Source organism: Bacteroides sp. 51 (assembly GCF_010500965.1).
Taxonomy (GTDB): Bacteria; Bacteroidota; Bacteroidia; order Bacteroidales; family Bacteroidaceae; genus Bacteroides.
On sequence record NZ_QVMI01000023.1, the window covers coordinates 506 to 13,210 of the forward strand.

Genomic DNA, 12,705 nt, shown 5'->3' on the forward strand with positions numbered 1-12,705 from the left:
TAGATAAGGTAAATACATTATATGACTATTACGATAGCCAAGGGTGGATAACGCCGGAAGAAAAGGAAAGGTGTAGTCTGAGGAGGTTCTTTGAAGGGTAAATTGCTTGCGTCATTGCGAACCGTAGGTGAAGCAATCCAGTTCACAAGACATATAAGCTGGATTGCTTCACCTACGGTTCGCAATGACGAATAAGAGTTTTTACACAGCCTCTAGGCAGGAGGGGAGTTCTATGCAGTGTCATTGATCACAGAATACGCTACCGATATTCGTATAATCTTACATGTAAAACGCTAAACTCATCTACGGGGATACGTACATGCCGCCCTTGATGCGTCTGATCGCCATTTAAGCGACGGATATAGGTAAATGTGCCATCTTTGTTCACCTTCACCTCATCTACAGTTCCAATGCCTGCTCTGGTAGTTCCTTTCCAACTACTATCTTGTTTCTGAACCTTTCCACCTACATTTACGAACCCATCTTCACCCAAATCCTTAGCTGTAATTAGTTCACTTTCTCCACCTTTTTGGAATTCAATTACAATACCGCTACCGGCAATCAGATATTCATCCTTTGCCAGTTTCAGAATGATACCACCACTTTCGGGCCATTCGCTTCCATCTGTTGCTCGTGAATCCCAGGGTAAAGTAAAATAATGCCTGCAAGTTATTTTAAGATCGTCATACGTCAGAATTCGCTCTTTATTCTCACGATCAAAATGCAAACCATTCATGACACCCCTACCCTGATACTTAGTTAATAGCGGCATCAACTCCTTCAATTTGCTATACGCCTGTACAGTTGGTGCTTGCGGAGAATCGGAACCATTCTCAATCGAAAACGGACAATAACCTATCGCATCATGCTCGCCAAAAACATAGAAAGCCTGAACACCGTTATTATCTGACAACCTGATTTCGGGAATAAACAGCGGATTATTGGGCAACTTATATTGTGCCACCCAATCTACAAAACCTTTATCATACAAGTCGGGAGCAAGTATATCAATATTGGGCGCACCACAATGCCACACATCAATTAAATGTGCCAATGGTCCGGCCGATGGGTATTCTCCCGGTTTACGCCCCCGGCTGTTCATTGCAGCATTTACAAACAACGGTACATTATGGATAGAACGGGCAGTTTGAGCTAGTTTCTCAACATACCCGGCATACGACCAGGCCATAAATATCTCATCCGTATATAAATCATCTCCAAATACTTCCTGCCAGTTTCCTTTTGTTTTAAATCCCTGACTCTCCCACTTTTCGAGTATCCAGGGATGAAGAGCCTTTTTATTCTTATTTAAATAGTCGATCAGTTTCTCGGGTACAGGAGCATTAAATAATGCTGTGGCTTCCCGCGAATAATCACGGGCATCTTCCAGCATACCGATCTCATTTTCTATCTGTATCATTATAACAGTATGCTCCTGACTGTCAATAACAGCAATGTGTTTCATCAACTCGGCAAATGCCCGGTTATCTGCCTGGCATACATGATCCGAGAATGAGCTTGCTATCTCTAACGGCTTCCCGGCCTTTGTATATGCCCGGAGATATTTCTTATTATCTTTCTTAAACCACAAAGGAGCATAACAACTCATGGAGTTTTTCCATGCGCCAAACCATAAAAACACGACTTTCAGGTTATTGGAACGGGCTTGACTAACCACCTTATCAATCAGAGAGAAATCATACTGCCCTTCTACCGGTTCAATCAAATCCCAATAAGCCGGAACCAATACGGTGTTCAATTCCATCTGTTGCAATTTGGGGAATATGCGTTCAATATCTTCGGCAGATGATGCGGATGAGTTTCCCAGTTCGCCACCTAAAATCAGAAAGGGGTCATTGTTTACAATAAGTTGTGTAGCGGTGCCCTGTTTGGTTAAATACGGAGGCTTATTCTGTCCACAAATGGAAATTGAAATAATAACAAGAAGAAATAAAGTGAAATGTATTCGTTTCATATGTATTGGATTTTATGTATGCAAACATACAAAAGATTTCTATCGGCATTAAGTTGAAATGTAACAATATCTATTCCCGATGTTACATAGCAAGGATAAATCCGGAAAATGTAACCTCAACAAAAGTTCCTGTAACGTCTATATACTCCTTTTCTATCTTAGAAATCTATCTTTACCGGAAAGTTTTAGTTTTGAAATTGAAGAATGATTATGAAGACGATGCAGCGTATTTATCTAGCCCTTTTTATTTTACTTATAGTTGGAAGCAGTTGTAGTAGCCCGACTGTAGAAGCAATCTTCCATCAGTTCGAGTATCAGGGACAGGACCTACGGTATGAAAAAGATATAGATCCGGAAAAAGAATTCCTTAACCCCATTATTAGTGGTTTCTATCCCGACCCCAGCATTTGCCGCAAAGGAGAGGATTATTATATGGTGCATTCTACATTCTCCTATTTCCCGGGTATCCCTTTATTGCATAGCCGCGACCTGGTCAACTGGCAACAAATAGGCAACGTACTCGACCGTCCATCGCAGTTCAATCTACCTCATGGTATCCGCCTTAGTGGAGGAATCTATGCTCCTGCCATTACCTATAACGAAGCTAACGAGACTTTTTATGTTATATCTACCGCCGTTGACCATATCGGAAACTTTGTTGTTAAAACACAGGACCCATTGAAGGGTTGGAGCAATCCGGTTCAACTTCCTAAAGTAGGAGGTATCGACCCTTCCCTATTCTTTGATGACGATGGTAAAGCATATATCGTACATAATGATACCCCCGACGGAAAACCTGAATATGATGGACACCGGGCAATCTGGATTCATGATTATGATTCGGAAACCGATCAAACCGTTGGAACACCACAAGTACTGATAGATGGTGGTGTAGACAAGAGCCAGAAGCCTATTTGGATAGAAGGTCCGCATCTCTACAAGATCAATGGTAAATATTACCTCATGGCGGCCGAAGGTGGTACAGGCAGAGATCATTCGGAAGTCATCTTCATGGCCGATCATGTAAAAGGACCTTATACTCCTGCCATGATTAACCCCATACTTACCCAACGGGATTTACCCGAAAACCGTCTGGAAAAAGTAAGTAGCACGGGACATGCCGACTTGATCCAAACTTCATCAGGCAATTGGTATGCTGTATTTCTGGCTTGCCGCCCCTATTCGGGCGATATGTATAATACGGGGCGGGAAACTTTTCTATTACCTGTAACCTGGGAAAAAGACATTCCCATCATTCTGGAAAGAGGAAAAGAAATACCAACGACGGTAGCCCCAAATAACTGGAAACCCAACGCTGAAGGTGTCACTCCCGAACCATTCACCGGCAATTTCATCTGGAAAGACGATTTTAAATCCGATAAACTGAGTATGAGATGGTTATTCATCCGTACGCCTCAACAAGAATGGTGGAAACTGGCAAAAGACGGATTACACATCACTCCTGACACGATGAACATATATAGTTTGGGAAATCCTGCATTCATCGGATATCGTCAACAGCATACGGACTTCACCGTAAAAACCAGCTTATCTTTCACTCCAAAGAAGGCAAATGAAATGGCCGGACTTGTTTGTTACCAGAATGAAAATTTCAACATCGTATTTGCCAAAACCATACGCGACAGTAAAGATTGCCTTATCGTTGTACGCACCGCCGGCGGAGCACAGCAGGAAACCGTATTCCTACTAAACGGAAATGCAAAAAAGAATCCGCTTCAACTACAGATTATAGGAAAAGCCGGATTGTACAGTTTCTACTATAAAAATGGAAACGATGAATGGTTACCTGTCGATACGGGTGTAGATGCAACAATATTAAGTACAAACAAAGCCGGGGGATTCACCGGGGTAGTGATTGGCATGTACGCTGCAAAGTAACGGACGGCTATGCTTTCTTTAAAGCAGAAACGATTAACATCATCGGCCTGCGAAGTTCGTCTTCCATGCCGGTGATTGTTTTTATAGCCTCATCGGTGGGTTGAGGTTCGATAAATTCTTTAATTTCAAAGCCATTCATTAACAAGCCATTGATATAGGTGGTCAGTGTTTTATGGTACTTTACCATTTCTTCGCCCAGAAAAACGGCTTTCCGCTCTCCTTCTATAAAATAGCGATCTACCGGCCAATGGAGTTTATTGCCATCAGCATCGTAACACCAATCCTGATTGCCGTAAGCGGTAAAAACGGGATGTTCCACCGAAAAAATAAAAGCACCTCCCGGAGTTAAGCTCTGGTTTACTTTCTTACAAATCCGATCAAAATCGGCTATATAGTGAAAAGTTAGTGAACTGATAACGATATCGAAAACTTCGGAAGGGTAGTCATAGTCTTCTACCGATAGTTGTAAATACTCGATCTCTGGTAGATTATTGATTTCTCTTGCTTTGTTGAGCATATTGGCGGACAGATCAACACCTACGACTTTAGTTGCACCATGCTCTACCGCATAACGGCAATGCCAGCCAAAGCCACATCCAAGATCCAATACTCGTTTTCCTGTAAAATCGGGTAACATGGTACGAAGGATATGCCACTCTCCTGCCCCTTGCAAGCCCTGAACGGAACGGGACATCCGGCTATATTGTGCAAAGAAGCGACTATCGTCGTATTTATTCTCCTTCATTATTGTTCTCTTTTCTCTTCCTGTGGAATACGAAAAGCTGTATACAGTTGAATAAACGAACCAATACTCAAAGCAGCTACCCACTCATTATTGTGCATAAAGAACATTAATGCTCCGGCAACAACAAGAAACAACGCACCAAGTATTTGCTGGCGCCGCAGCCGCTTGATATTTTTGTTTGTACCGTGATATGGAGAGTTTATTTGAGCTATGGCAAACATGCAGGCACCAATGGTATAGATATAAGGAGCAGGAGGCCAACCTGTTATGAATACAGCCGCCCCCAACAAAGCCATTATACCACCAACGGTATATAATGCGGGTATAATTTTATTCATTAATTTTCAAATACGTAAATATCCTCGTTAGGTTTCTTCATCCGGTACTTTTCACGGGCAATCTGTTCTATCGCCTCCGGGTTAGTCACCAATTCGTTCAGGCGTGCCGTACTTTCTTCATACTGCGTCCGGTATTTCTCAATTTCTTTGTTTAATGTATTGATTTCCTGGGTATATTGCATACGACGAACGACACTGTTCTCGTCCAGAAAACCTATAATTACTCCGAAAACAATTACCGTAATCAGGTATTTGTGCTTACCGATGAAGTCCCATACATTTAACAACTTATCCATATCTGCCTCAACTTGAATTAATTATTGCAAAGCTAACCAAAAATATGGGAAATTGAAAAATATTCTTCTGCTATGTGATTTTTTAATCTTTTCCGTAACTTATTGAGTAGAATAAAAACATAATTGATATGGAAAAGTATAACAAGAAAACGTCTTACGGAATAATTCTCATAGCTGTAGGTGTCGTCTTAAAATATCTGCCTGATCACCTGCCTATAGGTCCTGTTGAATTCTTACGGGGGTTAACTATGGGGATAGGTATAACACTGCTTATTATCGGATATATTGAACATAGAAAGAATAAGGATAACCATTCAAGACGTTAAAAAAAAGAAGTTTAGGACATATTCAGTCCGTTGGCAGTCACAACGGCCCGGCTTAATTCCCGGATATTTGCAACATAGAAAGCAAATAATAATATAAAACGGAATTAAGTCATGAAAAAAGAAGAACAAAACCGGCAGTACAAAGGCAATCCATACCTGGGATTCCTGATCGGGATGCTTATTATTATTCTACTGAATAGTATCATCTTTCCCCGCCTGTTGCAACAACAAATTGTCGACACGGACTACGGAACATTCATCAGTTTTGTAGAAAATGGAAAAGTAAAACAAGTTCGGATAGATGAAAGTCGAATCTATTTCTCTGCTCAGGATGACAATGAGAAAGACCTCACTTACCAGACCGGAACCATAAACGACCCCGAACTGGTAAACCGCCTGCTGGAAGCCGATAGTCCGAACGAGGATGGTAAAATAGCCTTTACCCAAACCATTCCAAGAGAGAACTCCCCTATACTCAACTTCCTATTGATGTGGGTACTTCCGGGATTGATATTCTACCTCTTCTGGCGACAAATTAACAAGTCTATCCAGGGACGAATGGGAGGCGGTTCGAATGTCATGTCGTTTGGACAAAGTGGAGCTAAGATTTATGCAGAGTCGGAGATTAAAACCTCTTTCGCCGATGTAGCCGGACAAGAAGAGGCGAAAGAAGCGCTTTCGGAAATTGTTGATTTCCTTCACAACCCGAAGAAATACACCGAGATTGGTGCCAGTCTGCCCAAAGGTGCATTGCTTGTAGGCCCTCCGGGAACAGGAAAGACCCTGATTGCCCGTGCCGTAGCAGGCGAAGCTAAAGTTCCGTTTTTCTCTATATCCGGTTCCGAGTTCGTACAGATGTTTGTGGGTATGGGAGCTGCCAAAGTACGCGATCTATTTAAGCAGGCCGGCGAAAAGGCTCCTTGCATTATCTTTATTGATGAAATAGATGCTATCGGCAAGAAACGTGATAATGCTTTTGGTGGGGGTAATGATGAAAGGGAGCAAACGCTGAATCAACTCCTGACCGAAATGGATGGGTTCGATGGTCGCAAGGGTGTAGTAATCCTTGCAGCAACCAACCGTCCGGAAAGTTTGGACAAGGCGTTGTTACGTCCGGGACGCTTTGACCGCCGGATACAAATGGAACTCCCCGACCTGGAGGGACGTAAAGCCATACTGGATGTCCATCTTAAAAAGGTGAAACACGAGGATGTTAATCTGGATATCGTAAGCCGTGCCACCGCCGGAACTTCGGGTGCAGAACTGGCAAATATTGTAAACGAAGCTGCGTTGAGGGCCGTGCGGATGGGTAAAAAGGAAATATCTACTTCTGATCTTGAAGAGTGCGTAGAGGTCGTAATCGCCGGAGCACAGAAAAAGGGGAAAGTGATTTCGGACAAGGAGAAGAAGATCATTGCTTACCACGAAATAGGCCACGCCATTGTTGCTGCTAAGCAAACCAACTCGGCTCCGGTACACAAAATCACTATTATTCCGCGGACTTCGGGAGCATTGGGTTACACCATGCAGGTAGATTCGGGCGAGCAAAACCTGATGAGTAAGGAGGAACTTCTCTGCCGGATTGCTACGCTAACCGGAGGACGCGCTGCCGAAGAGATTATCTGCAATACGGTAACTACCGGAGCATCGAATGATATTGAACAGGCTACGAAGTTGGCAAGAGCAATGATTACACGTTATGGCATGAGTGAAGAGTTCGACATGATGGCGCTGGAAACAGTAAACAATGCGTATCTGGGTGGCGACAGTACACTGGCTTGTTCTACGGAAACATCGGCTATCATAGACCGTGAGGTACTCGGCATGATAAAAGGTGGGCATGAAAAGGCATCACTTATTATACGCGAGAATCTGGATAAGATTCATGAACTAACCAATTATCTCCTTAAAAAAGAAACCATTACGGGAGATGAATTTATGGAGATACTGAATGCATGAGAATAGCTGTTTTTCTGGATGATATCCACATTGCACAGATCAGGGAGGACGTAAAATACGCCTTCCTGTTCGAAGTTGACCAGAAACTGATCAAGGCCATTGGGAAAGAACTTGTTAAAGTGGACGACATCAATTACATATGTCTGTGGCTATTAGGCAGACGGGTGAAAGCCGTATATTACGATCATTTCTCCGAACAAGAGAAAAGCCTGCTTGGGAAAATAAACATAAGTGTAGAACTGACCGATAAAATCCGGAGCAATCCGGTACTGCAAGCTATGTTGGTCGATTCCTGACAGGTTAACTGTTCCGGTATTCCAGTGGTGTCATGCTGGCATACTGTTTAAAGAACCGGCCAAAGAAAGAAGGGTTCGGGAAGTTAAGGTATTCGGATATTTGCAATACCGTCTGATCGGTTATCCTCAATTGTCGTTTGGCTTCTATAATCACCGCTTCATTGATCCATTCGATGATAGGATGCCCGGTCACTTTCTTTACCGCCATCGAAAGATACTTCGGAGTCAGGCAGAGTTTTTCGGCATAAAAAGCAACGCTGCGCTCTTTAAGGTAATTTTGTATCAATAGTTCGAAGAATTGCTCAGTCAACACTTCCTGACGGGAAAGATGGCTGGACAATCCGGCAGAAGAATTGTCATATAAATGCCCGATCTCCATGAGTAAGGCATAAATAAAAGAACCCGTTATCCGCTCACGGTACGTATTTTCGGTATGTTGATGATATTTGGCTATGAGCGAATGAATCTCCAGGATATCGCGAACATCTTCGGGTTGAATCTGCTGCCGGGGGTGTTCGCTTAATCGTTTAATCAGATTCAGATTCTTCGGTATAGGCAAACGCAACACATAATCGGCCGACAGGAACAGGGTTTCAATAATGAAGTCCGACGACCGCGAAAGCATGGTAAACATCTGATTTGGAAGAATGGTAATCATTTCATTCTCAGAGAGACTGTACTCGCGGTAGTTAATTCTAAGCCGGGCATTCCCTTTCAGACATACCCCGAACACGAATCCCTCGAACATGAATTGCTCGCCAAAGGACTGTTTCTCGTAAGTCTCCATAGCCTCGGCCAGGACGAAATTCCTAATCATAAAATCGTCCGGCAGTTCTAAATTCATTTTATTAGTTTTATCCATAGCAAGCCATTCTTATTGTTCCGGGAAAACGAATCTCTGCAAAAGAAATCAATTTCGGAGAAACCTGCAATAGCCTGTAAGAATTAGCTACGGAAAGAGGGCAAAATCTAAAGTTATGATATCTTTGTAGAGAATAAACAACCAGTCCCCATAAAAAAACAGTAAAAACCATTCGACTTCTTTTCTGTTTTCGCGTATCATATATAAAGAGCAAATCGTTTATGGAACAAGGCCAAATACAAAACCTCATCAATAAGTGCGCTAAAGGCGATACGAAAGCATTCGCTCTATTGGTGGCGGAGTTTCAACCGCTGGTCTACCGGCTGGCGTTCCGTTTGCTCTGCAATGAAGACGAGGCGCGGGATATGGTGCAGGAAACGTTCATAAAGGTTTGGCTTTCCATTGGCAGGTACGATGCTAAGTTCCGGTTTTCGACCTGGATATATAAGATAACAGCGAATACTTGCTACGACAAACTAAGAGCCGTGCAATTCCCGGCCGATGCAATAGATATTTCGACCGTGCCGTTGCTTTCGGGTGAGGACATTGAGAAGCATCTTATCAATCGCGAACTAAGGGAACTGATTATTGCATTGACCGCAGAGCTTACACCTGCCCAGCGATTGGTTTTCACCCTTCGCGACCTCGAGGAACTGGAAACAGCAGAGGTTGAAACCGTTACCGGACTCTCGGCGGCACAGATAAAAAGCAATCTTTACCTGGCGCGGAAATACATTCGCGAAAGGATTCAAATATTAAACATATAGTTATGAAAGGCGAAGATCAAAAATATAGGGAAATCATATCTATGATAAAGGACAACCCACCGGTTCTAAGGGACCCCGAAGCGTTAACGGCCGATGTGATGGGGCGTATTGATAAGCTCTCGCAAAGCCGGTCAAGCAGAAAACGGTTACTCGTTTCAGGTTGGATAGCGGCCATAGCAGCTACATTCCTACTTTGTTTCCTGCTGAACGAAACTATGTTTTATCCGGTAAATCAGTATGACATAAAATCCGGTTCAACATATGGAGTACAGGCAACTTCCGGTATCAAAGCATCCGAAGCAACCTCTCCTCTACCCGACTTTATACAAAAGGATGTGGCTCCGGCCGACAAATACGAACTTTTACTTCCATGGATTAAAAATAAAAGAGAAACCCGGGCGAAACGTATGCAAATAAGAATTGACTTTCTGCTTCATACGGATTATTAGCCTCTTATTTTCAACGAATTCATTAACATTATGAAAACAAACAAATTTATTCCGATATGTCTGTTATTGATATGTATGACCTCATGCAATACATATCATAAAATAAGTACCCGAATTAACCGCGACGGAACAATGGAGCGGGAAATCTCTACACTTGGCGATTCTGCTTTCATGGCCGATTACAGTAACAAGAGTCCGTTTCTTTTCCAACTGGACGATACGTGGAAAATCACTCCCTACGACTCTACCGTTAGCGTAGATTTCCTTGACGACAAGATGAAATTTAATGTCAAAGCTGCAAGAAAGTTCTCTTCCCTTGAGGCATTCAGGGAAGAAGTACGTCCCAAAGAAAATCTCGACCGATTGATACTACCTCGCGAGGAACTCAAAAAGAATTTCCGGTGGTTTTATACGTATTACACATACCAGGCTGTATATCCCACTATTGCAGATCGTTTACCTATTCCCCTGAGTTCATACCTGACGGATAAGGAACAGCATATCCTTTTCCAAAGTGATATGACCGTATTCGAAGGCAGAAACGGCTATGAGATGTACAGTACGTTGGACGGGCTTTCCATCAAGTTCGAGAAATGGCTTCAACATTGTCAGTACGAAATAGCATGTACCGCATTGATGGATGAGCTTAAGCGTAACGGGGAGAACACGTATCATGCCCGGTTGGCCAGTGCACGCGACAGCATTTTCAACTCGATGGATTCAAAGATAAAGGATGACATCACCAACGATGGCGTTATATACTCTGTGTTCGATAAGTATTTCAAAACTACGTTCTTCTCCGATTTCCAGTCGAAAAACAAAGAACGAATCAGTGAAATTGCAGAACAAAAAAGTAAATTGCTTGCACTGTTTGAGCACAATCTTTGCTTCAGCCTGGAGATGCCGGGGAAAGTGATAAATGCAAATACGGAATTGAGAGATAATAATGCTGTAGTTTGGAAAGTAGATGCTTATCGTTTTCTTGCACACGACTACATGCTGCAAGCTCAATCAAGAACATGCAACGTATGGGCGTTCCTGGTAACCGGATTGATTATACTGCTGGCGGTTTATTGTTTCGGCAGATTGTCTTTTCTTAGGAAGAGGGAGTAATTAATAAAAGAGATTTTACTACTTTTACCAGATATTGATGTAACCAGCAAGTTAACTGTGCGTCTAACAGATATGATAAAAAAAGTAAATCTCAAATTCAGACTCATGGTGAGTCTCGGAATGTTACTTCTATTAACTTCCGGCTCACCCAATTCCAACCACTCTGTGGCGAAAAGAACAGTTATCGCCGGGGTGGTTGAGAACTTCACGGATGATAAAAACGTATTAATCATCAATTATTGCGACCCGTTGAGCGATGAACATCAATCAGCTCAAAATCTAAAAGAGTCTGCCGGATATTTTCATGCCGAACATGAATATATATTCGGTCAGAACATAACCATTCGTTATGCCAACCAATTTATCAATTTATTTGTTAGCCCGGGCGACTCTGTATTTGTAACCATCGATGCATCAAAAGTAAAAACAGAATTTAACCATGCTGTCACATTTTCCGGTGCCGGAGCAACAACAAACAAAGAACTATTTCTTTGGACCAACCATATTTACAACAAGATTCCACTGAAGTTTGATAATCAGGCATCGCCCGATAACTATATAAAAAGTATAGAGCAGACTCTAAGTATCATTCAAGATTCCATACAATCTTACGACAGAAGAAACCACCTGAGCGATTTCATGAAAGAGTGGGCATTCGTTGACCATAAATTCATTCTGGCAAACTATATTATGGATTATCAGGGAGATCCGGACAGGTGGGCAATATTTACCCACCCGGTATTCGATGTATTCAATGAACATAATTTCCAAACCATGTATTTCCAATATCACCTCATGGCATGCATAGGGGCGCTTATCCAGAAGAATAAAGAAATACCAGAGTTGATGCAAAAAGGGCAGTTGGCTCTGATGGTACAAACGACAAAAGACAAATTGGTCGAAGCCACTCCCGAGGGCAGAGTCAGAGATGTTATGCTGTTCAGCCTATTAAAGAATCTGACAAAGGAAAAACCGGAGTTACACGACTCGCTGTCGGGAGTCAACACGTATTTCTCGGATGCCTTATTTTATGACAAACTGGTAGCACATGTCGAACAAATCAAAGGAAATAAAGTACAGCAGGTCGTAAAAACAGAAAAGGAACTGGATGGAATTATTTATCTGAACAACAACAATCCTGAGGAGCTTCAAAAGATTGACCTGTTGCCCTATCTCATCGAAAAGCACAAAAACAAAGTGTTGTATATTGACGTTTGGGCCACATGGTGCGGACCGTGCTTGAAAGGGATGGAAATGGCACCGGAGGTTCATAAATATTTCAAAACAGAAGATGTTGTTTTCATCAATTTATGTCTGGAATCCAACATGAATCAATGGAAAAAGACAGTAGATAAATACCACATCGCCGGCGAGAATTATTTCTTGGGAGATAATGCTTCCAAACTGTTCAGGGCAGCATATAATTTGTCAGGCTTCCCGTCTTATATGATTATCGACAAAACGGGAGGTTTACGTAATCCTGCGCCCGGAATCTCGAATCTGGAAGCGGTAATTGAAAAGATTGAGTCGTGCCTGAAATGAAAATTATCATACTACCCTGGCAGTCGCAGGGTACTACCCTAGCCCGCTTTGGGTAGTATGGTAACATGCGTAGGGTAGTATGGTAAGAGTCGTAGGGTGGTATGGTAGCACGCTTATCATACTACCCAACGAGAACTA

At 42.5% G+C, this 12,705-nt stretch carries 13 protein-coding genes; 8 read left to right on the top strand and 5 right to left on the bottom strand.

Annotated elements, in window-relative coordinates; genetic code table 11:
- Window positions 1–259 precede the first annotated feature (259 nt).
- Window positions 260–1,975: a DUF5597 domain-containing protein gene (locus D0T87_RS16415; protein ID WP_163176213.1), complete on the bottom strand. Its 1,716-nt coding sequence runs from the start codon at window positions 1,973–1,975 to the stop codon at window positions 260–262.
- A gap of 210 nt (window positions 1,976–2,185) precedes the next feature.
- Between D0T87_RS16415 and D0T87_RS16420 the strand changes: the two genes are divergently transcribed.
- Window positions 2,186–3,874, top strand: a complete 1,689-nt coding sequence (locus D0T87_RS16420) for a glycoside hydrolase family 43 protein (protein WP_239063722.1) — start codon at window positions 2,186–2,188, stop codon at window positions 3,872–3,874.
- Between the two features lie 7 nt (window positions 3,875–3,881).
- Here the strand turns inward: D0T87_RS16420 and D0T87_RS16425 are convergent, their stop codons facing one another.
- From D0T87_RS16425 to D0T87_RS16435, 3 genes are read right to left on the bottom strand one after another with little or no spacing between them, the layout of a single operon-like run.
- On the bottom strand, window positions 3,882–4,619 hold the full coding sequence (locus D0T87_RS16425) for a bifunctional 2-polyprenyl-6-hydroxyphenol methylase/3-demethylubiquinol 3-O-methyltransferase UbiG (protein ID WP_163176214.1): 738 nt from the start codon (window positions 4,617–4,619) through the stop codon (window positions 3,882–3,884).
- Window positions 4,619–4,957 carry a hypothetical protein gene (locus D0T87_RS16430; RefSeq protein ID WP_163176215.1) on the bottom strand — a complete coding sequence of 113 codons (339 nt, stop codon included), beginning with the start codon at window positions 4,955–4,957 and terminating at the stop codon, window positions 4,619–4,621. The genes D0T87_RS16425 and D0T87_RS16430 overlap by 1 nt, the downstream gene beginning before the upstream one ends.
- Entirely contained in the window at window positions 4,957–5,253 is a 297-nt protein-coding gene (locus tag D0T87_RS16435; RefSeq protein WP_163176216.1) for a septum formation initiator family protein, read from the bottom strand. Before D0T87_RS16435 ends, D0T87_RS16430 begins: the two co-directional genes overlap by 1 nt.
- 128 nt (window positions 5,254–5,381) lie before the next feature.
- Here D0T87_RS16435 and D0T87_RS16440 point away from each other — a divergent pair, with 128 nt between their 5' ends.
- The 3 genes from D0T87_RS16440 (at window position 5,382) to D0T87_RS16450 (ending at window position 7,834) form a co-directional block, all read left to right on the top strand.
- Window positions 5,382–5,579, top strand: a complete 198-nt coding sequence (locus D0T87_RS16440; RefSeq protein ID WP_163176217.1) for a hypothetical protein — start codon at window positions 5,382–5,384, stop codon at window positions 5,577–5,579.
- A gap of 111 nt (window positions 5,580–5,690) precedes the next feature.
- Entirely contained in the window at window positions 5,691–7,538 is a 1,848-nt protein-coding gene (gene ftsH, locus D0T87_RS16445; RefSeq protein ID WP_163176218.1) for an ATP-dependent zinc metalloprotease FtsH, read from the top strand.
- Window positions 7,535–7,834 carry a hypothetical protein gene (locus D0T87_RS16450; RefSeq protein ID WP_163176219.1) on the top strand — a complete coding sequence of 100 codons (300 nt, stop codon included), beginning with the start codon at window positions 7,535–7,537 and terminating at the stop codon, window positions 7,832–7,834. Before ftsH ends, D0T87_RS16450 begins: the two co-directional genes overlap by 4 nt.
- A gap of 4 nt (window positions 7,835–7,838) precedes the next feature.
- Here the strand turns inward: D0T87_RS16450 and D0T87_RS16455 are convergent, their stop codons facing one another.
- Window positions 7,839–8,678, bottom strand: a complete 840-nt coding sequence (locus D0T87_RS16455) for a helix-turn-helix transcriptional regulator (protein ID WP_163176220.1) — start codon at window positions 8,676–8,678, stop codon at window positions 7,839–7,841.
- A 239-nt stretch (window positions 8,679–8,917) separates the two neighbouring features.
- On the opposite strand from D0T87_RS16455, the gene D0T87_RS16460 reads away from it, so the two are divergent.
- The 4 genes from D0T87_RS16460 (at window position 8,918) to D0T87_RS16475 (ending at window position 12,567) form a co-directional block, all read left to right on the top strand.
- Window positions 8,918–9,463: an RNA polymerase sigma factor gene (locus D0T87_RS16460; RefSeq protein ID WP_163176221.1), complete on the top strand. Its 546-nt coding sequence runs from the start codon at window positions 8,918–8,920 to the stop codon at window positions 9,461–9,463.
- Window positions 9,464–9,465: 2 nt separating this feature from the next.
- Window positions 9,466–9,912, top strand: a complete 447-nt coding sequence (locus D0T87_RS16465) for a hypothetical protein (RefSeq protein ID WP_163176222.1) — start codon at window positions 9,466–9,468, stop codon at window positions 9,910–9,912.
- Window positions 9,913–9,942: 30 nt separating this feature from the next.
- Window positions 9,943–11,025 carry a hypothetical protein gene (locus D0T87_RS16470; protein ID WP_163176223.1) on the top strand — a complete coding sequence of 361 codons (1,083 nt, stop codon included), beginning with the start codon at window positions 9,943–9,945 and terminating at the stop codon, window positions 11,023–11,025.
- Between the two features lie 72 nt (window positions 11,026–11,097).
- The gene (locus D0T87_RS16475; RefSeq protein ID WP_163176224.1) at window positions 11,098–12,567 is read left to right on the top strand and encodes a TlpA disulfide reductase family protein; all 1,470 of its coding nucleotides are present in this window, start codon (window positions 11,098–11,100) and stop codon (window positions 12,565–12,567) included.
- The last annotated feature ends 138 nt before the right edge of the window (window positions 12,568–12,705 follow it).